This is a genomic window from Hyphomicrobium sp. D-2, from assembly GCF_029872155.1.
Taxonomy (GTDB): domain Bacteria; phylum Pseudomonadota; class Alphaproteobacteria; order Rhizobiales; family Hyphomicrobiaceae; genus Hyphomicrobium_A.
In genome coordinates this window covers 791,688-809,711 of sequence record NZ_JARXLA010000008.1, presented here as the reverse complement: position 1 = coordinate 809,711, position 18,024 = coordinate 791,688, and the positions used below count along the sequence as shown (strand labels likewise).

Annotated in this window: 19 protein-coding genes; 9 read left to right on the top strand and 10 right to left on the bottom strand. The window is 60.9% G+C overall.

Features of this window, described 5'->3' with window-relative positions; genetic code table 11:
* Nucleotides 1-48 precede the first annotated feature (48 nt).
* Both QEZ49_RS16240 and sugE read left to right on the top strand, forming a co-directional pair.
* Nucleotides 49-630, top strand: a complete 582-nt coding sequence (locus QEZ49_RS16240) for a glyoxalase superfamily protein (RefSeq protein ID WP_280388396.1) — start codon at nucleotides 49-51, stop codon at nucleotides 628-630.
* 197 nt (nucleotides 631-827) lie between these two features.
* Nucleotides 828-1,148 carry a quaternary ammonium compound efflux SMR transporter SugE gene (sugE, locus tag QEZ49_RS16235; RefSeq protein WP_280388395.1) on the top strand — a complete coding sequence of 107 codons (321 nt, stop codon included), beginning with the start codon at nucleotides 828-830 and terminating at the stop codon, nucleotides 1,146-1,148.
* Between the two features lie 56 nt (nucleotides 1,149-1,204).
* Here sugE and QEZ49_RS16230 read toward each other — a convergent pair whose 3' ends face one another.
* The 6 genes from QEZ49_RS16230 to QEZ49_RS16205 form a co-directional block, all read right to left on the bottom strand.
* Nucleotides 1,205-1,405: a hypothetical protein gene (locus QEZ49_RS16230; protein ID WP_280388394.1), complete on the bottom strand. Its 201-nt coding sequence runs from the start codon at nucleotides 1,403-1,405 to the stop codon at nucleotides 1,205-1,207.
* 372 nt (nucleotides 1,406-1,777) lie between these two features.
* Nucleotides 1,778-2,014: a hypothetical protein gene (locus QEZ49_RS16225; protein ID WP_280388393.1), complete on the bottom strand. Its 237-nt coding sequence runs from the start codon at nucleotides 2,012-2,014 to the stop codon at nucleotides 1,778-1,780.
* 136 nt (nucleotides 2,015-2,150) lie between these two features.
* The gene (locus tag QEZ49_RS16220) at nucleotides 2,151-2,375 is read right to left on the bottom strand and encodes a hypothetical protein (RefSeq protein ID WP_173952579.1); all 225 of its coding nucleotides are present in this window, start codon (nucleotides 2,373-2,375) and stop codon (nucleotides 2,151-2,153) included.
* 39 nt (nucleotides 2,376-2,414) lie between these two features.
* Nucleotides 2,415-3,257 carry a S49 family peptidase gene (locus QEZ49_RS16215; protein WP_280388392.1) on the bottom strand — a complete coding sequence of 281 codons (843 nt, stop codon included), beginning with the start codon at nucleotides 3,255-3,257 and terminating at the stop codon, nucleotides 2,415-2,417.
* Nucleotides 3,258-3,499: 242 nt separating this feature from the next.
* Nucleotides 3,500-4,345 carry a methyltransferase gene (locus QEZ49_RS16210; RefSeq protein WP_280388391.1) on the bottom strand — a complete coding sequence of 282 codons (846 nt, stop codon included), beginning with the start codon at nucleotides 4,343-4,345 and terminating at the stop codon, nucleotides 3,500-3,502.
* 133 nt (nucleotides 4,346-4,478) lie between these two features.
* The gene (locus tag QEZ49_RS16205) at nucleotides 4,479-4,745 is read right to left on the bottom strand and encodes a DUF2007 domain-containing protein (protein WP_280388390.1); all 267 of its coding nucleotides are present in this window, start codon (nucleotides 4,743-4,745) and stop codon (nucleotides 4,479-4,481) included.
* A gap of 71 nt (nucleotides 4,746-4,816) precedes the next feature.
* Here QEZ49_RS16205 and QEZ49_RS16200 point away from each other — a divergent pair, with 71 nt between their 5' ends.
* Nucleotides 4,817-5,824 carry a polyprenyl synthetase family protein gene (locus QEZ49_RS16200; RefSeq protein ID WP_280388579.1) on the top strand — a complete coding sequence of 336 codons (1,008 nt, stop codon included), beginning with the start codon at nucleotides 4,817-4,819 and terminating at the stop codon, nucleotides 5,822-5,824.
* 77 nt (nucleotides 5,825-5,901) lie between these two features.
* Nucleotides 5,902-6,447: a hypothetical protein gene (locus QEZ49_RS16195; RefSeq protein ID WP_280388389.1), complete on the top strand. Its 546-nt coding sequence runs from the start codon at nucleotides 5,902-5,904 to the stop codon at nucleotides 6,445-6,447.
* Nucleotides 6,448-6,508: 61 nt separating this feature from the next.
* On the opposite strand, the gene QEZ49_RS16190 is transcribed toward QEZ49_RS16195, so the two are convergent.
* The 3 genes from QEZ49_RS16190 to QEZ49_RS16180 form a co-directional block, all read right to left on the bottom strand.
* Entirely contained in the window at nucleotides 6,509-7,372 is an 864-nt protein-coding gene (locus QEZ49_RS16190; RefSeq protein WP_280388388.1) for a 4-(cytidine 5'-diphospho)-2-C-methyl-D-erythritol kinase, read from the bottom strand.
* Between the two features lie 215 nt (nucleotides 7,373-7,587).
* Complete coding sequence (locus QEZ49_RS16185) at nucleotides 7,588-9,384, bottom strand: tetratricopeptide repeat protein (protein ID WP_280388387.1); 1,797 nt, start codon at nucleotides 9,382-9,384, stop codon at nucleotides 7,588-7,590.
* Nucleotides 9,385-9,664: 280 nt separating this feature from the next.
* The gene (locus tag QEZ49_RS16180) at nucleotides 9,665-11,344 is read right to left on the bottom strand and encodes an electron transfer flavoprotein-ubiquinone oxidoreductase (RefSeq protein ID WP_280388386.1); all 1,680 of its coding nucleotides are present in this window, start codon (nucleotides 11,342-11,344) and stop codon (nucleotides 9,665-9,667) included.
* Between the two features lie 169 nt (nucleotides 11,345-11,513).
* Between QEZ49_RS16180 and QEZ49_RS16175 the strand changes: the two genes are divergently transcribed.
* Both QEZ49_RS16175 and moaB read left to right on the top strand, forming a co-directional pair.
* Nucleotides 11,514-12,449, top strand: a complete 936-nt coding sequence (locus QEZ49_RS16175; RefSeq protein ID WP_280388385.1) for a uracil-DNA glycosylase — start codon at nucleotides 11,514-11,516, stop codon at nucleotides 12,447-12,449.
* A gap of 81 nt (nucleotides 12,450-12,530) precedes the next feature.
* Nucleotides 12,531-13,067 carry a molybdenum cofactor biosynthesis protein B gene (moaB, locus tag QEZ49_RS16170; protein ID WP_280388578.1) on the top strand — a complete coding sequence of 179 codons (537 nt, stop codon included), beginning with the start codon at nucleotides 12,531-12,533 and terminating at the stop codon, nucleotides 13,065-13,067.
* A 68-nt stretch (nucleotides 13,068-13,135) separates the two neighbouring features.
* Here moaB and QEZ49_RS16165 read toward each other — a convergent pair whose 3' ends face one another.
* The gene (locus QEZ49_RS16165; protein ID WP_280388384.1) at nucleotides 13,136-13,885 is read right to left on the bottom strand and encodes a hypothetical protein; all 750 of its coding nucleotides are present in this window, start codon (nucleotides 13,883-13,885) and stop codon (nucleotides 13,136-13,138) included.
* Between the two features lie 968 nt (nucleotides 13,886-14,853).
* Here QEZ49_RS16165 and QEZ49_RS16160 point away from each other — a divergent pair.
* The 3 genes from QEZ49_RS16160 (at nucleotide 14,854) to QEZ49_RS16150 (ending at nucleotide 17,986) form a co-directional block, all read left to right on the top strand.
* Nucleotides 14,854-15,969: a PA0069 family radical SAM protein gene (locus QEZ49_RS16160; RefSeq protein WP_280388383.1), complete on the top strand. Its 1,116-nt coding sequence runs from the start codon at nucleotides 14,854-14,856 to the stop codon at nucleotides 15,967-15,969.
* 68 nt (nucleotides 15,970-16,037) lie between these two features.
* Nucleotides 16,038-16,694, top strand: a complete 657-nt coding sequence (locus QEZ49_RS16155) for a ribonuclease HII (RefSeq protein WP_280388382.1) — start codon at nucleotides 16,038-16,040, stop codon at nucleotides 16,692-16,694.
* Nucleotides 16,695-16,858: 164 nt separating this feature from the next.
* On the top strand, nucleotides 16,859-17,986 hold the full coding sequence (locus QEZ49_RS16150; protein WP_280388381.1) for a site-specific DNA-methyltransferase: 1,128 nt from the start codon (nucleotides 16,859-16,861) through the stop codon (nucleotides 17,984-17,986).
* The last annotated feature ends 38 nt before the right edge of the window (nucleotides 17,987-18,024 follow it).

Sequence of the window (18,024 nt, the reverse complement as noted above, 5' to 3'; positions counted from 1 at the left end):
TGCAGGCGCTGATCGCTTCCGTTCGCACGCAACGCGAAAGGATCAACGATGCGTACTTTCATGGACGCCAAAGCCATGGCGCGCGCTCTGCGTGATGCGATGGCCAATCATCAGACCGATCTATCCCATAGCGAATGCCTGGAGATTGTCGCCAGGCAGTTTGGCCTACCCGATTGGAACGTACTGGCGGCGAAGATTGCAGCGGCGGAGAACACAGCATCCGCCAACGCTGCGCCCGCAACCCCAATACGGTTCAGCTCGACAATCCCAATCCTGCGCATCTTCTCGGTCGAGAAGGCGATGGAGTTCTATGTCGATTTTCTCGGCTTCACGATCGATTGGGAGCACCGGTTCGGCGACAACTTCCCGCTCTACGCGCAAGTCTCCCGCGCTGGCATAAAACTGCATCTCTCCGAGCATCATGGCGACGCGAGCCCCGGCTCAACCGTGTTCATATGGATGCGTGGCATCGCCGCCTATCATCAGGAACTGCTGGGCAAGAATTACAAATACTACCGGCCCGGCCTCGAAGAGGCGGTATGGGATGCGCAGATGATGCAGGTGTCTGACCCGTTCGGAAACCGGCTGCGTTTCAGCGAGCCGAACAAACCCGACGATCCACGCGCCTGAGGCGCCGCGCGCTTAACCCGGCGATTACCATGCAACGCGCAACGGCTGGAGACATCTGGCCGCTGCGCGTCTGGCGCCTGATTGACCCGCACGACAACCGCGCTAGATTTATGCGTGAGGCAACGTCCTCGCCCCGCAAATAAGTGTGCGGGTTTCCACGTCGGGACGGCCCGGCTCTCAAAAAAGGAGGGCCGATCATGGCCTGGATTTCGCTTTTCATCGCCGGTTTGCTCGAGGTCGTCTGGGCCTTCTACATGAAGCAGTCCGACGGCTTCACCCGGCTTACGCCTTCAATCATCACCTTTGTCGCGATGTTTGCGTCGTTTGCTTTGCTGGCATACGCGATGCGCCTGCTGCCGCTAGGCACAGCCTACACGGTATGGACCGGCATCGGCGCGGTAGGTGCGTTCATCGTTGGGATTGTCGTGCTGGGCGAAGACGCCAGCGCCACGCGCATGCTGGCCGCCGGGCTTATCGTCAGCGGCATCGTGCTGATGAAGTACTCATCCAACGCATAAAGCTGAGCGCGCAGATCGCAAACGCGATGCGACATGCGACGGCCGAACTGGCCGCCTTAGCCGGCGGTCAGACGGTCACGCTCGGCAAGCAGCGCATCAAGCTTGGCCTGCTGATCGGAAATGCGGTCGGCCGTCAGCTCTTCATTCGCGGCGCCGGAATATCCTGCGGCCTGCTCCACCAGCTCACGCAGGTTATCGCGGATGATGGCAATGCGGCTGTCGATATCGGCCAGCACATCAGGATCGACATCAGCCATTGAAAACCTCGCGAAGCTTTAGACTGCAGCGATGCGCGCAGAGACATGTCTGCGCGCTGATGAATGTACGGCTACAGTGTTAAGCAACGTTAAGCGCGTGGGGAGATGCGGCCTCGGTAAGCAACGCAAGCATAGGGACTAACCCATGCGCACTGAAAACCAGCGACAAGATCATCAAGGAACTGAAGGCCACGGCCACTGACGTGAGCTTGCCCGAGAGCGTAAGATCTGAGGCGTTCCAGAAGATCAGCAAGGCCGCGTTACGGGCACCGAGCGAGGCCGTCGAGGACGTTGTGGACAGCTTAAAACGGCCCGAAGCTTTAATTGGCGCGCTCCTTATTAAAGGTTGTGCATCGAAGCGCGCTAATCTGACTACCCCCGCCGACGTAATGTGAGGCTGATTTCTGCCAGCGTTCCGACGAGCACCGCTACAAAGACAACCAGCAGCCCTGAATCGAGAACTGCGCCCGAAGATAATTCTCCCGTGTAGCGGTCTAATGCCTCTGGGTTCAAAACACCGGTTGCTCCGGCGATGCCAAACCCAACCCGCACAGTCCCGAAAAACAAGCCTACGGCCGCGATCACACGGCACAGATGCGTAAAGAACATGCCCACCTGGCTCCCCTAATATCGGAGAGAGCCGAGTAGCACACAGCGCCAAATCTGGCGATCATCTAGGCCGTTGCTCCGTATTTGTTCTCATTCTGCAACCGGCTTGATGCTGTCCGCGTGGCGTGTTCGCAGCTCAGGCGAATGGGCCGGTACGACGCACGGCAGGGCGATAAACGCCAGCGTCGGCATCCCACACCAGGGCGCCCAGATCCTTCGGAACAGTGGCCAGCGGATCGTTGCTCACCATCTCTTCCTGCGAAGCATCAACTCCGGTGGCGCGGGCGACTTCACGCGCGATCCATTTAACGCCAGCCACGATACCGGCGCCAATGAGCACAACAGCGATCAAATGCGGCATTGGCTGAACTCCCTCAAGAAGAGCAACAATCGACAGCCATTAAAGTCCGAAGCGCGCCCACAAGCCGCGAGCCTCAATGGCGGAAATTACATCGTCGGCAAAAGCAAAACCGCCGCCAGTTAATTCCTCGTAACCTGTGGCAGCGGGAGATCGCCGCAGCCTTGACAAAAGACCACCGCGATCCAGAGGAACTGGTTTCAATCGAACCTTTTCACCGTAAAGCTCACGCATCTTTGAACGCACGTCGGCAATGCCGTCGATGAGCCCAAGGTCGACGGCCTTCTGACCGGACCAGAACGCGCCGGTGAACAGCTCGCCATCCTCCGCCTTCAACTTACCTGCACGGCGCTGCTTCACCACGCCGATGAAAGCATCATGCACATCCTGTTGCAGCGCCTTGATGCGCGCCACATCTTGCGCGCGTTCGGGCAGGAACGGATCGAGCGTGTCCTTCATTTCGCCAGCGGTATATACGCGCCGCTCGATACCGAGCTTCTCGATCGCCTTTTCAAAACCGAAACCGGCCGAAATCACACCGATGGAACCGACGATGGATGATGCGTCGGCATAGATCTCATCGCCCGCCACCGCGAGATAATAGCCACCTGACGCTGCCGCATCTTCGCAGAACACGTAGACGGTTTTCTTCTTCTCGTCGGCGAGTTGCCGGATGCGCTTGAAGATCAGGCTCGACTGAACCGCCGAGCCGCCCGGCGAATTGATGACGATCGCCACAGCAGGACATTTCGAAAGCTCGAACGCTTTTTCAATCGCCGATGCCGCCGTGCCGATGGATAGCCCCGGACGCAGCGGCGTCGCCATTCCGATCGGGCCTGAAAACCGCAGCACCGGAACAACTGTATTCTGGCGAAGAAACCACATTCCTTGCTGCCTCCTGGCATATTTGAAATTAGGCGCGCGCGAAGATCTAGAGCCTTTCAGCATTTCGTTGAATGCGGAATGGCTTCTAGATGTCTGTTGTGTCGTGCTTCTGGTCGGAAACCGGTTCCCACTTTTCCGGAAGCACTGTAGGCACCTGCACCGAACGAACCGTTATCGAATTGAGTTGCAGCTCCAGTGCACGTGCTACGTGACACGCAATGCAGCCGCTTCCGGTTGGCCAATCACTTCCCCATCAGCGGCAACAACGGGCCGCCGTTGCGGAGTATTTCCTGGGCTTCGGGCGTAAAGGCGTTGCCTTCGCCATGCAGGACAAAGCCCTGCATTATGCGCAGCGGCGCGCGGCTGCCCTTCACCCCGCGCATCAGCACACGGCTGGCCGGTTCGCCCTCACGCGGATGCAGCGGCAGGATCGTGATCGCGCCGAAGCGCTGTCCAAATGCTTGCAGCAACTGCGGCAAGGCATCGGCCCGGTGTACAACAACAGCCACCCCCAATGGACGCGCCATCCGGGCCATAAAACGCGCCCAGCGCTCCAATCCGTCGCCGTCCATGGCATGCGCACCGGCTTTAAGCCTGTCAGGCGCGACGGTGCCAGCGCTGACGTCGTAATAGGGCGGGTTGGCGATGACGTGCGAAAAGCTCTCGTCGGCAAGGCCAAGCGCCCGCAAATCCGCTACCGCCGCACCCACTGAACCGGCCATGGCGCGGACGCGTAAGCCAAGATCGTTGCGTTCGATATTACGCGCAGCCAGTTCCGCGAGTTCGGGTTCACGCTCCAGCAACGCAACTTCCGCCATGGGCAGACGCCGCGCCACGCACAGCCCGGCCGTTCCAACACCAGCACCGACATCCAAAACCCGCAAGGCATCATCACCCGCAGGCGCAACAGCCGCCGCGAGCATCACCGCGTCCAGTCCGGCCCGATAGCCGGAGCGCATTTGCAGGAGGGCAAGCGCGCCGCCGAGAAAGGCGTCGTCGGTCAGATCCCCATCCCGGTCGGTTTCTGGAGCATCGATCGCCCCGCTCAGGCGAGACGCCGCTTCGACATCGCCGACTTCAGTTGCCATCCCGCGATCCTCGAAACCAGCTATTCGCCGCCATGCAGCGCCGGAACGCCATTGATGCGTATTGTCACGCCGGGATGGACAATGGGCCACCCAGCAAAAGCTCCTGATGCCCCAGCCCGTTCAGGGCCTTACTTCAGGTTTCGAGTATCCATTGGCCGAGATCCGCCTCGATCAGCAGCCTTTTTGCTGCTTCCCAGTGGTCTTCGGGGACCGAAACCCGCTGCGTAACGGCACCGAGGCTGCCCTGGACGGAGCTCATGTTTCGGTCAAAAACAAAGGCCTCGATGCCTGCTTCGCGTAATATCGCCAACAGGTAACTCAAAAGTATGGGGTCGTTAGTCGCCACGAGATCGCGCATTGGGGTAAGATAAAACCAACAGCGCCTTGCGGCAAACTTCATGTGTGCTTGCGGGCGGTCAGACGCTATATAACCGCAATAAAAACCTGCTCGGAAACAGGCCCTCGGCACAGATCATTCCCCTCGATGCCGCTCGCACCCCACCGGCCAGCTTGCAACCGCTGTTCGACTTGGTGGCCAGCGACATGGAGGCCATCAACCGCATCATCCTGGACAAACAGGTTTCAGACGTCGAGCTGATACCTGAACTGGCCCATCACCTCATCGATTCCGGTGGCAAGCGGCTGCGGCCGATGCTGGCGCTGGCGGCCTGCAAACTCTGCGATTACGAAGGCGCGGGCCATGTTCGCGTTGCGAGTGCTATCGAGTTCATGCACACGGCGACGTTGCTGCACGACGATGTCGTAGATGAAAGCGGCCTTCGCCGGGGCAAGAAAACCGCGCGCATGCTGTGGGGCAATCAAGCCAGCGTGCTGGTGGGCGATTTCCTGCTCGGCCAGGCTTTCCGCATGCTGGTGGATGTCGGCTCGCTGCCGGTGCTGAAAATCCTTTCCAACGCCGCTGCTGTGATCGCTGAAGGCGAGGTCATGCAGCTCGCCGCCGCCAACAACACGGCCACCACTGAGGATGAGTACCTCGCGATCATCAATGCCAAGACCGCCGCTCTGTTCTCAGCCGCCGCCGAAGTTGGCGCTGCGATTTCGAGCCGCCCGGTGGCCGAGCAAATGGCGCTGCGAGCCTATGGCCGCAATCTTGGTCTCGCGTTCCAGCTTGTTGACGACGCGCTCGATTATTCCGGCGACAGCGCCAATCTGGGCAAATCAACCGGCGACGATTTCCGCGAAGGCAAGATAACTCTGCCGGTCATCCTGTCGTTCCGCCGTGGCAACGCCGAAGAGCGCCAGTTCTGGAAGCGCACCATCGCCGAAGGCAAGATCGAGGACGGCGACCTCGAACATGCCATCGGGCTGATGAAGCAGCACAAGGCGCTGGAAGCCACGATGGAGCGCGCCCGTTCCTATGGCGCCATTGCGCATGACGCTCTTGGCATTTTCTCTGACCGTCCGGAGAAAGCCGCCATGCAGGAAGTCATCGCGTTCTGTCTGCATCGCTCGCACTGAAAAATCACCCGACCCATCGTGCCGATATTGCTCACCCTGCGGCGGCATCCTAGAGTCGATCCGCTTTCGGAGAATTCGTGAGGAAAATGGCTGTGTCGTCGCTTCAGCATCACGTCGCGCGCATGCTCAAACCGGGCGGCTGGCTGTTGGCCTTGATCTGCTTTGCAGTGCTAGGTGCGGCCGCAGCCAAGGCCGTATCTTCTCCCGGCGCGCTGCTGGCTCCGCGCCAGATTACATCGGCTCAAACACCGCTTTTCACGCTGACCAAGCTTGGCATCGGCGACATGAGCGCCAAGGAGCAGGCCAATCTGTGGAAGCTGGTTGAAGAATACGCCACCGTCGATGCCTTGCAGGAATTCTGCGGCATCAAGCTGAACCTGCAGCGGCGGGCGCTGAACGCAGTTGGCTCGTGCGTTGAAGCTGCATCGCTGAAAAAGGTATTCTCCAAGTTCCGTTCCCAGAAGGGCGAATATCTGAAGCAGTGGCAGACGCTGCACGGCGAGGAAGAAGCCAAGAAGACGATTTGTGAGCGCTTCAAGCCGAAGCTGACCGAATACTCCAAGATCATGAGCGGCCAGATCAACGAAGCTGCCACCGCCTGCCGCAACTGCTTCTTCTGCTGATCGCGATAACAACGGCCTCAGCGACGCGAGCGGCTCCCGCCGATCGCTCGCGTAACGCTCATCACTCGCCCAGAACCACCGGCGCCACCCACCATTCGGGGTGCTGCGCCTGCAGCGATGCTGCTGCCGCCCGAGCGCTATCCGCATCGGCGAATATGCCGAAGCTGGTCGGCCCGGCACCGGAAAGCGCCACATAAAGACAACCTGTCACCGCTTTCAGCGCAGCTTCCACTTCGGCACACACCGGCGTCACCGCAAGCGCAGGCGCGTTCAGATCATTGCCGATGGAACGCATATAATCGATCAGCCCTGCCACATCGGTGAACCGTGGCAACGGCTCGGGATCAACAGTCGGTCCGGCCGGCGACAGCGATAGCTGAGAGAATACCGCACGCGTTTTGCCCATCGGCGCAGCCCCCATCGGACAGACAAGCACCGCATGCAAAAGCGGCAGGCCTTCCGCTGGAGCGATACGCTCGCCGACGCCCCACACGAACGAAGAGCGGTTCGCCAGACAAACGGTGACATCGGCACCAAGCCGCGCAGCGATGTCATCCCACGGTGCCACGCTCTCGGGATTGACACGCCGGACCGCGCGCAGCACTGCGGCGGCATCGGCTGAACCGCCACCAATCCCGGCCGCGATCGGCAGCAGCTTTTCAACCTCAACGCTGCCCAGCGTCAGCTCGGGATCGGCAGCAGCAAGGCGCGCCAACGCCGTATCGATCAGGTTGCCGCCCGCTATCGCTTCCGCAAACCGCCCGTGCATCCGCACAGCTGTCGGTGCGCCCGAATGAAAACGCACGTCATCGCCCACATCGGCGAACACGATGAGGCTTTCCAGTGTGTGGTAGCCGTCCGCCCGGCGCCCCAGAACCCGCAGCGTCAGGTTGATCTTGGCGCGAGCGCGCTCCGTGATGGTCATTTCTAGATCACCCATCGAGCCACCGTGTGTACGTCACATAGGGACGCCGGTTCACAGACTGAGCCGCGCTTACATTCACCGCCGCTCGGCTCCAGACCGAATACCTCCTGCATAGGTCGCGGGCGTCCAAATGCAAAGAGCCCCCGATGCGATCGGAGGCTCTTCTGATTTCAATGCGCGATGAAGGAACCGCAACAACCTTCAACGGCGCCGGATCACTCCACCATGCCCGGGCTGAGCTTGGTTTGCTTCTGCGGGTCGGCGCTGTCCTTCTTTTTGGTCTCGCGCTGGCCAACACCAAGCTGCACGCTGCCGGGCATACCTTCGGCCAGCTTCTTCTTGATCTTGTCGATCTCTTCCGGCTCCGGCTCAAGCGTCAGCGCCTGATCCCACTGGAAGCGGGCCTCACGCTCGCGACCAACCTGCCATAGCGCATCGCCCAGATGGTCGTTCAGCACCGGATCCTGCGGCTTCAGCTCAACCGCGCGCTCAAGGAAGCGAACCGCCTCGGCGAAGTTGCCCAGCTTGTAATGCGCCCAGCCAAGGCTATCGACGATGTAGCCATCATCCGGCTTCAGCGCGACGGCCTTCTCGATCAGTTCCATGCCCTCCTTGAGGTTCATGTTCTGGTCGATCCAGCTATAGCCAAGATAGTTCAGCGTCAGCGGCTGATCTGGATAAAGCTCGAGCGCTTTCTTGAGATCGGCTTCCGCCTGCGACCACTTCTTCAAGCGCTCGTAGCAGGTGCCGCGAGCGTAGAAGATGTTCCAGTGACGCCGATCCGGCTCCGGGATCAGCTTGATGGCGCGCGTATAAACTTCCGCCGCTTCGTCATAGCGCTTGCCCGCGCGCAGGATGCTACCAAGCGCATCGAGCGGCTTGAGGTCATCGGGGTACTTGGCGGAAAGCTTCTCAAGGATCGCAATCGCTTCATCCGGCCGTTCAAGCGAATTGAGATCGAACGCCTTGCGGATATCGATGGCGCTCTGCAGTGCGGTGTTCTGCGGGATGCGATCGTACGCGTCGATGGCGTCCTGATAGCGCTGCGCGTTCTCATAGGCACTTGCCAGAGCAGCAAGCGCGAACGCGTGCTTGGGATCGGCATAGAGCGCAAGCTGCAGATAAAGAATGCCCATGCCGACGCCGCCTTCGCTCGTCAGCGCCTCACCCAGGCCATAGAAAACCTCGGCCATGCCTTCGTTGGCGGTGCTGGCGATCAGCGGCGCCTTCACCTTGTCATTCTTCAGTTCGTCGCGCAGCTCACGCACCAGAATGTGCGGTTCCGGCTGGCCACGATCGGCGTAGGTATCCAGAATTTCGTTGGCGCGCTTCACATCGCCATGATGGGCAGCGTGACGCGCATAGGCCAAAGCGATACGCAGCGTGCTCGCGTCCTGACGCACCGAGTGCTCGTAGGCTGTTGCAGCCTCTTTGGTATCGCCAAGCACATCGGCGATCAGCGCCTTGTGATAATTCAGATAGAACTGCGCCCACTCAGCCTGACGCGGCTTCGACAGCAGCTTGATGGCGCGCTGCCCATTGCCAGAGGCCGCAGCCGCCCAAGCGCGGGCCAGCGTGCTTGTCAGCTCACCGATCGGCCCATCGCTGGCCCGGAGCAACGACACGTCGGCTTTCTTGTAGTCGCCGCGCTTGAAGCTATCGATGCCCAACAGCAGATGGGCCATGCGATTGTCTTCATCCTTCTCCAGCAGCTTGCGCGCCAGAGGCACCGCACGCTCCCAGTTGCCCGCGGCGGTCTCGATCTGGAACGCCTGCTCGATCAGGACAGGATTGTTGGGATCGAGCGCCAGGGCGCTCTGATAAAAGCTCGCGGCATTAGAAGTGTCGTTGGCATTCCTGGCCATATTGGCGGCCAGATAGCTGCCCAGCAGCGAGTGCGAAGTGACTTTCGTGGAGAACCCGGTCGCGGCCTGCGCGGCGCTGAGGGTTACGACAAACGCACAACCGGCAAAGGCCGTGGCGTGCAACAGCTTGCGAAGGCTGGACGGCATTCAAACTCATCCTTTGGAGGCTGTGGGCCGATTCCCGCAGGTGACAGACTGGCAAACAACCCGATGATTTGGCGACAGCGGGCTTGAGTAACGTTGAATCTGCAAATCTTACGGGAAAAGCCCACACCCCTCATGCGTTTAGGGCCAGCCTTCCACAGTTGAGGTGAATTGCGGTCCTGCGATGGCACCGGGGGCATTTGCCGACTCAATTGTGGCGGCAAATGCCGAAATATGCCGAAGCAGGGTTGGAAGCACGGGTTACCCGGCCTCAAACGCAGCCTCACATGCCCGCGTAGTTGGGGCCTCCGCCGCCCTCCGGGCACACCCAGGTGATGTTTTGGCTCGGATCCTTGATATCGCAGGTTTTGCAGTGGACGCAATTCTGGGCGTTAATCTGGAAGCGCGGCTCGCCGTCCGCTTCCACCACGATCTCATAGACGCCAGCCGGGCAATAACGCTGAGCTGGCTCGGCGAATTCCGGCAGGTTGATGGAGATCGGCAGCGCCGGATCGGTCAGCTTCAGGTGAACCGGCTGCTCTTCCTCATGGTTGGTGCCCGAGAACGACACGTTCGTCAGGCGGTCGAAGGTCAGCACACCGTCGGGCTTGGGATACTCGATCGGCTTGGCCTTTTCCGCCCGCTTCAGCGTTGCATAGTCCGGCTTGCGGTGGCTGAGCGTGAAGCGCAGCCCGCCCGGGATCAGAGTATTCAGCCACATATCGAGGCCAGCGAACGGGAAGCCGATAAAGGTGCCGAAGCGCGACCACAGCGGCTTAACATTGCGCACCGGCTTCAGGTCGCGGGCGATGTCGCCGTTTTCGACCGCTTCGGAATAGGCGGTCAGCTCATCCTGCTGGCGGCCCTCGGCCATAGCGGCGAACGCCGCTTCCGCCGCTGCCATACCGGAAAGCATGGCGTTGTGGCTGCCCTTGATGCGCGGCAGGTTCATGAAGCCGGCCGAGCATCCCAGTAGCACACCACCGGGGAACGTGAGCTTCGGCACCGACTGCCAGCCGCCCTCGGTCAGCGCGCGCGCGCCATAGCCCATGCGCTTGCCACCCTCGAAGGTGTCACGGATCGCCGGATGGGTCTTGAAGCGCTGGAACTCCTCGTAAGGCGACAGATACGGATTTTCGTAGTTCAGGTGCAGCACGAAGCCGACCGAAACGAGGTTGTCGCCGTAGTGATAAAGGAACGAGCCACCCCCGGTGCGGCTGTCCAACGGCCAGCCGAATGAGTGCTGCACCAGACCGGGCTTGTGCTTCTCCGGCGCGATCCGCCACAACTCCTTGAGACCAATGCCGAATTTCTGGCTTTCCCGGCCTTCCGTCAGCTTGAACTGCTCAATCAGTTGCTTGCTCAGCGAGCCGCGGGCGCCCTCGGCAAAGAACGTGTATTTGCCGCGCAGTTCCATGCCGCGCACGAAGTTGTCGGTGGGCTGGCCGTCACGGCCGATGCCCATGTCACCCGTCGCAATGCCCACAACGGCGCCGTTTTCGTCGTAGAGAACCTCGCTGGCCGCAAAGCCCGGATAGATCTCGACACCCAGCTCGGTCGCCTGCTCACCCAGCCATGCGCACAGCGCGCCGAGGCTGACGATATAGTTGCCGTGATTGTTCATCAGCGGCGGCATCAAGAAGTTGGGCAGCCGCAACGACTTGGTGGCCGTCAGGAAGTAGAAACGGTCATCCTTCACTTCCGTATCGATCGGCGCACCCTTCTCCTTCCAATCCGGAATGAGGCGGTTGATACCCTTGGGGTCGATCACAGCGCCGGAAAGAATATGGGCGCCGACCTCCGAGCCCTTCTCGACCACGACCACCGAAAGCTCGGTTCGCGCCTCTGCGGCGAGCTGCTTAAGGCGAATAGCGGCACTGAGCCCGGCAGGACCTGCCCCGACGATAACGACGTCGAATTCCATCCCTTCTCTGGGCGGCAGCTCGGGAGCGGTCTCGGCCATATTTGGTATCACCTCGCGTGGCGGGAAACTTCTAATGTCTCTAAGGTGGTCGTAGGTCTCCCAGCCCCGCAGCGTCAAGCGCCGCAGGGCCGCAATTTTCACAACACGTGGCTGCGAGGGAAAAGCTGCAACGCTATGAGAGCACGCTGCACCGCGATAAGGTAGCCCCATGAGCTCTGACAGCAATCGCGACATTGAGGCCCAGCGCGCCGCCGGACGCATCCTTGCGTGGTATGCGGCCATGGGCGTCGACGCAGCAATTTCCGACACCGCTGTCGACTGGCTGGCGCGGGGCGAACAGGCGCCAGGACAAGGATTTAGGCTTCACGCCGATGCAGGCCAAGCGCCTCAAAGCGCACAGGCTTTTTCCCAAGGGAGCGTTGCTGCCCGGGGGCCAGGTGCACCGGCGCGACCGTTGCCAACCGGAACACCGCAGCGCACCCCTTATGCCGGCACAACCACATCCGCACAGCCTGCGCGCCAGTTCTCGGTGCGCCCAGCAGCCGCACCCGCTGACGCCGCTCCAGTTGTCGATCTTGCGAATATCAACACGCTGGCCGATCTGGGCAGTGCCCTCGCAGCTTTCGACGGCTGTGGATTAAAGGCGACAGCCAAGAACCTGTGCTTCTATCGCGGAGCAGAGCGCGCCCCGCTGATGATCATCGGTGAAGCGCCGGGCCGCGATGAAGATCTGGCCGGCAAGCCGTTTGTCGGCCGTGCAGGCCAGCTGCTCGACCGCATGCTGGCGGCCATCGGCGTTGACGAAACCAACGTCCACATCACCAACATCGTCTATTGGCGTCCGCCGGGAAACCGCACGCCAACACCGCAAGAGGCAATTGCCTGCCGCCCGTTCCTTGAAAAGCAGATTGCGCTCGTCGGACCCCGGATCGTACTCGCTCTCGGCGGCTCGGCGGCCAAACAGCTGTTTGATGTTGCCGATGGCATCATGCGCCTGCGCGGGAAGTGGCGACCGTTCGCTGTCAACGGCCACGAATACAAATCCATGGCAACGCTGCATCCGGCCTATCTGCTGCGCACACCGGCTGCAAAAAACATGGCCTGGCGCGATTTGCTGAATGTGAAAGCTGCATTGAAAGGCTGACCCAGGGCCAGCATCAGTTCAGTCCGACGCTCCACGCCAAACCACATCCAGCCGCTCAAGATCGGATGCCGACGAATGTCCATCTCCAAAATCGATGAAAGCCTTACCTTCCGTCCTCTGCGGATTGCCGTGCTCACGGTTTCTGACACCCGGGACCGATCAACGGACCGCTCTGGTGACACGCTGGAAGCTCTGATCACGGAAGCAGGTCATCACCTTGGCCGGCGCGAAATCGTCACCGACGACATCACCGCTATTCGCGCACAGGTCGAAGCGTGGATAGCCGATCCGGCCGTTGATGTCATCCTGACCACCGGCGGCACCGGCTTCACCGGACGCGACATCACCCCCGACGCGGTGAAACCGCTGTTCGAAAAGGAAATCGAGGGATTTTCGGTCGTGTTCCACATGCTCTCGTTCCAGAGCGTGGGCACTTCCACCATCCAGTCCCGCGCCTGCGGCGGCACGGCGAATGGCACCTATATCTTCTGCCTGCCGGGCTCCCCCGGAGCCTGCAAGGATGCCTGGAATGGCATTCTGAAATGGCAGCTCGACAGCCGCCACAAGCCTTGCAATCTGGCAGATATCCAGCCCCGCCTGATGGAGCGGAAGGGCTGACAACCTGCTGCCTTTGTTGAGCCCGACCAGCAGCCAGCGGGCTATTTGCCTGCGGGTGGTGCGGTGCTTCAGTAGCCCTTCGGCGCGCGCTCCATCGCAGCGGTTTCAAGCGCAGCGTTGGTGCTGTCGAAAATGGCCACCGCAATCTGTCCGGCTACGACAAAGCAAAGCCCGAACACAGCCGTGGGCACGCCCACAAGCACACCAATCGGCAGACCCAACAGCGCCGGCATGGCAAGTTCAGCGACGAGATCGGCAACGCCGCCAACAAAACCTGCAACGCCCGCAGCGATCATAATCCAGCCAACGGCGCTCAGCGTGTGCGCAACGATCCGTGCAAGCCTGAAACGCTCTTCAAAATAATCCACCTCGCCCTCAGCCTCGTTGCGACGGCGCGAAACAATCTGCGGCAACGTAGCGGCCGAAGCTTCAGAACGAAAGTCTGCAGATGTGTCGTTGGCGGGATTAGCGCGATTATTGTGCCCATGCTGACGAACCGGCGGCGGAGCAGGCGGCGTCTGAGCGCGCTCGCTGCGCTGGTTGTGTCCGTGTTCAGCTACAGGCGCGGCGTCACCGGACTGGGCGCTTGCACTTTCGCTACCACCATCGCGGCCATGCGTAACGCGCGCCTCACCCCAACGCCATTCAGCGATGCGAAACAATCCTTCACGCGCTTCCTGCGCTTCAGGCGTGTTGCCGTGCTGCTCAACAAGATGACGATAGAACTGGAGGGCATAGTCCATCTTGCCCTCGGCTTCGGCACGCTTCGCAGCCTGCAAAACCTGCACGGAGGTGAATTGCACTTGTGTTTGCGCCATCACCGATCCCCCTCGACACTAAACTCACACGCGATGCACCACTACCACTGTCAACCAGAATTGTCCGCCCACCCAGCGCGCGCAATTCCGGAAACCGACAAACGTAACTAACGCCGTTGCATGCAGCACGATCCGGCTGCGTTACTTGAAATTCTTCTAAGCTTTGCAGCGACCGATCTCGACGTTGCGCATCAGATTCAAACGTCGATCACGCAGCACCACTGCGCACGGGTGACGCCTTGCGAACTCCATGCGCGACATCGCTGCAACGTAAGATTTGCGACGACTGTGCATGTTGGCCGCTTCACCCGGAAGCGCTGATCCGCCATCAGAGCATCGAAATCTCGCGGCGAAATTAGGACCAACAAAGGATTTCAACCGCCAATGCGCGCGGTCGATCCGGCACACGCTGAGCAAGCCCGCAGCAGCATGCCCGTGCGCCCCATATGCGCCGCGACCGAGCCGCGCATGCAATGTGATCCCGCGCACATGTGGCGCCCCAAGTGAAACCGCCGCGTACGATTTTACCGTGGCTACAAGTGGCGTGCGGACAGCGGGCGCCGGGGCCAATTGCTGGAGCGCCCAGATATTGCCGCCCACACTTAGGGGTTGCGCCCTTTTCAGCTCAAAGCGCCGATCGGCCATTTTCCTGATCGGGCCAAACTATCCCTCCGGCCTGCCCTCTGCCGCTGCCAATGGCGGCGCGAAGCCAAAAGCCAAGCCGTTCCCGCGATCCGCTTTTACGTTCGCCCCCTCCGCGCTCGGTCGCTACGCCTTGAGCTGGGCTTCTCAATCAAGCTGCCCGCGCTCAACCCGAGCGCCTACCGCAGTCCCATCATCCCTACTATCAATTAGTGTTCAGTTTTTGTTCTTGTTTTGTATGCGCCCCCGCCCTAACTTCTGCCTGGCGGCTTCTTGCGTTTGCTAAGGCGCCAGCAGATCGCCAAGTCTCAATGCGGAGCATTTGCGTGCAACACTTTCGCCGCCAGCCAAAACCGATAGCATCGCCTGGCGGCCTCGTTGACGAGGAACGCAGGCGCGGACGCGGCGCGCAATCCAATCACACCGGCCGCTTCGAAACCGAGCGGCGCGAGACGTTCGATGACGGCTGGGATGGCCTTGCGGAGCTGGACGCCTTCAAGACGACCGTTTTTGACGATCCCGCACGCACCATCATTACCCGCAACGACAGCCCGGACATCTCGTTCGACCGCTCCATCAATCCCTATCGCGGCTGTGAGCACGGCTGCATCTACTGCTTCGCGCGGCCAACCCACTGCTATCTCGGCCATTCAGCCGGGCTCGATTTCGAAACCAAACTCTATGCGCGCACCAACGCAGCACAGTTGCTTGAGCGAGAACTTTCCAACCCGCGCTATCAACCCGCCTGCATGGCGATCGGCACCAACACCGATCCTTATCAGCCGATCGAGCGCGATCGGCGCATCATGCGTTCGGTGCTGGAGGTGCTGGAGCGCACCAACCATCCAGTCGGCATCGTTACGAAGTCGACGCTCATCACGCGCGACATCGATATTCTGGCTCGCATGGCGGAACGCGGGCTAGCGCGGGCAGCCCTATCGGTGACGACGCTCGACCCCAAAATCGCCCGCGCGATGGAGCCCCGCGCACCGACACCGCGTCGACGGCTGGATGCGGTGAAGCAGCTCGCCGCCGCAGGCATCCCCACAACGGTGATGGTCGCGCCGATCATCCCCGGCCTGACCGATCCGGAGATCGAAAGCATTCTGGAAGCCGCGCACGAGGCCGGAGCAACGCAGGCCGGCTATGTCATGCTGCGCCTGCCGCTGGAAATCAGCACGCTGTTCCGCGAATGGCTGGCATCGGAATTTCCCAACCGCGCCGACCGGGTCATGCATTTGCTGCAATCGATGCACGGCGGCCGTGATTACACCGCCGAATTCAGCATCCGCCAGCGCGGCACAGGCCCCTATGCCGATCAGATCGCGGCCCGCTTCCGTCTGGCCGTGCGGCGCCTCGGCCTTAACACCGAACGCAAGCAGCTGCGCACCGACCTGTTCCGCCATCCCGTGCTCAAAGGGCAACAAATGGCGCTATTCTGAGCGTTTTCCTCAGGCTATGGCCGGATGTGCTTTGACTCTACAGGCTGGCAGGCCGAATTTCTCTCTCCATGGGGAACACTGCCGCCGAGCCAAAACTGCGCCCGACCTTCGAGCTGGAAGCTGCGGAGCTGCAATTACATGGCGGCCCTGTCGCCGGAGTAGACGAAGCCGGCCGTGGTCCTCTGGCGGGGCCTGTGGTCGCCGCTGCCGTGATCCTCGATCCCGAGCGCATCCCTGACGGCATCAACGATTCCAAGGTGCTCGATCCCGATACGCGCGAGTTCCTCTATGGCCGCATCCACGCCACCGCAATCGTCGGCGTCGGCATCGCCACCGTTGAGCAGATCGACAAGCTCAACATCCTGCACGCCACCATGTGGGCGATGGCGCAAGCTGTGAAGCAACTTCCGCAACGGCCAAAGCTCGCGGTGATCGACGGCAATCGCGCGCCGACGCTCAACTGCCAGTCCCGCACTCTGGTAAAGGGCGATGCCCGCTGCCTGTCGATTGCAGCCGCCTCGATCGTCGCCAAGGTCACGCGCGATCGGTTGATGGTGCAGCTTGCCTCACAGCATCCGGGATACGGCTTCGAGCGCCACAAGGGTTACGGCACTGCCGAGCATCAGGACGCCATCAAGCGTCTCGGCGTCACCATTCATCACCGCCGCTCGTTCCGCACCGTGCAACTCGCGCTCGGCCTGCTTGAAGACGAGGAAGTTGTATAGATTCCGAAACGTCTCCAAGTGCTTGATCCGACTCGCCTTCACCATTTTGCCTGCATCGGCAACAGATAAATTGCTGGCCAAGCGCAACTTTCCACAGTTAGAATCCAGCCAGTTCCGGTCTTTGCCGGGTGTGCTGTTCCCCTTACGTGTGAGAGTTGCGTTTCATGGTTATGCGTCGTTCGTCCAAGGCCGCTTCGGCCAATCGCATCATCGTCGGTGATTGCATTGCTGCCCTGAAGAAGCTTCCCGACGCTTCCGTCGACCTCGTCTTCGCCGACCCACCCTACAATCTGCAGCTCGCCAGCGATCTGATGCGCCCGAACAATACGCGCGTCGATGGCGTCGATAATGAGTGGGACAAGTTCGACAGCTTCGCCGTTTACGATCGCTTCTCAAACGCCTGGCTCGCCGAGTGCCGCCGCGTCCTGAAGCCCGATGGCGCAATCTGGGTGATCGGCTCCTATCACAACATCTTCCGCCTCGGCGTCAGCCTGCAGGATCTCGGCTTCTGGATTCAGAACGACGTGATCTGGCGCAAGGTGAACCCGATGCCGAACTTCCGCGGCAAGCGCTTCACCAATGCCCACGAAACCCTCATCTGGGCCACGCGTGACCAGCGCTCGCGCGCGACATTCAACTATGAAAGCCTGAAGGCGCTGAACGACGACCTGCAGATGCGCTCGGACTGGCTCATCCCCATCTGCTCCGGGCCGGAGCGGCTGAAGGACGATGGTGGCCGCAAGGCGCATCCAACGCAGAAGCCGGAGGCGCTGCTGCAGCGCGTGCTGCTAGCAACGACCAAGCCGGGCGATGTGGTGCTTGATCCGTTCTTCGGCACCGGCACAACCGGTGCAGTGGCCAAGCAGCTTGGCCGCAGCTTCATCGGCATTGAGCGCGACCCGGATTATGCCAAGGCCGCCGAGGAGCGTATTGCCCGCGTCACGCCGCTGCCTCTGACCGCACTGGAAACTGTGCGCAGCAAGCGCGCTGAACCGCGCGTGCCTTTTGGTCAGATCGTAGAAATGAAACTGCTGACGCCGGGCGCAACGCTGCTCGACTCGCGCAAGCGCATCAAGGCTGAGGTTAAGGCCGACGGCACGCTCACCTGGGGCGGCAATCAGGGTTCGATTCACCGTCTTGGTGCTATCGCGCAGGGAAAAAGCGCTTGCAATGGCTGGACTTACTGGCACTTCGAAGCCGAAGGCAAGTTAAAGCCGATCGATCTTCTGCGCGAAGAAGCAAAGCGCCAGCTTGGGCTTAGCAGCACTCCCACACTGGTGGCTGCCGAGTAAGTCAGCAAACGCACCATTCTTGCGACAATTGCGCCGGG

What these genes read in the sequence shown, in the direction of transcription:
- QEZ49_RS16240 (WP_280388396.1), top strand. Translation starts at nt 49, where the DNA reads ATGCGTACTTTCATGGACGCCAAAGCCATGGCGCGCGCTCTGCGTGAT.
- sugE (WP_280388395.1), top strand. Translation starts at nt 828, where the DNA reads ATGGCCTGGATTTCGCTTTTCATCGCCGGTTTGCTCGAGGTCGTCTGG.
- QEZ49_RS16230 (WP_280388394.1), bottom strand. Translation starts at nt 1,405, where the DNA reads ATGGCTGATGTCGATCCTGATGTGCTGGCCGATATCGACAGCCGCATT.
- QEZ49_RS16225 (WP_280388393.1), bottom strand. Translation starts at nt 2,014, where the DNA reads ATGTTCTTTACGCATCTGTGCCGTGTGATCGCGGCCGTAGGCTTGTTT.
- QEZ49_RS16220 (WP_173952579.1), bottom strand. Translation starts at nt 2,375, where the DNA reads ATGCCGCATTTGATCGCTGTTGTGCTCATTGGCGCCGGTATCGTGGCT.
- QEZ49_RS16215 (WP_280388392.1), bottom strand. Translation starts at nt 3,257, where the DNA reads ATGTGGTTTCTTCGCCAGAATACAGTTGTTCCGGTGCTGCGGTTTTCA.
- QEZ49_RS16210 (WP_280388391.1), bottom strand. Translation starts at nt 4,345, where the DNA reads ATGGCAACTGAAGTCGGCGATGTCGAAGCGGCGTCTCGCCTGAGCGGG.
- QEZ49_RS16205 (WP_280388390.1), bottom strand. Translation starts at nt 4,745, where the DNA reads ATGAAGTTTGCCGCAAGGCGCTGTTGGTTTTATCTTACCCCAATGCGC.
- QEZ49_RS16190 (WP_280388388.1), bottom strand. Translation starts at nt 7,372, where the DNA reads ATGACCATCACGGAGCGCGCTCGCGCCAAGATCAACCTGACGCTGCGG.
- QEZ49_RS16185 (WP_280388387.1), bottom strand. Translation starts at nt 9,384, where the DNA reads ATGCCGTCCAGCCTTCGCAAGCTGTTGCACGCCACGGCCTTTGCCGGT.
- QEZ49_RS16180 (WP_280388386.1), bottom strand. Translation starts at nt 11,344, where the DNA reads ATGGCCGAGACCGCTCCCGAGCTGCCGCCCAGAGAAGGGATGGAATTC.
- QEZ49_RS16175 (WP_280388385.1), top strand. Translation starts at nt 11,514, where the DNA reads ATGAGCTCTGACAGCAATCGCGACATTGAGGCCCAGCGCGCCGCCGGA.
- QEZ49_RS16165 (WP_280388384.1), bottom strand. Translation starts at nt 13,885, where the DNA reads ATGGCGCAAACACAAGTGCAATTCACCTCCGTGCAGGTTTTGCAGGCT.
- QEZ49_RS16155 (WP_280388382.1), top strand. Translation starts at nt 16,038, where the DNA reads ATGGGGAACACTGCCGCCGAGCCAAAACTGCGCCCGACCTTCGAGCTG.
- QEZ49_RS16150 (WP_280388381.1), top strand. Translation starts at nt 16,859, where the DNA reads ATGGTTATGCGTCGTTCGTCCAAGGCCGCTTCGGCCAATCGCATCATC.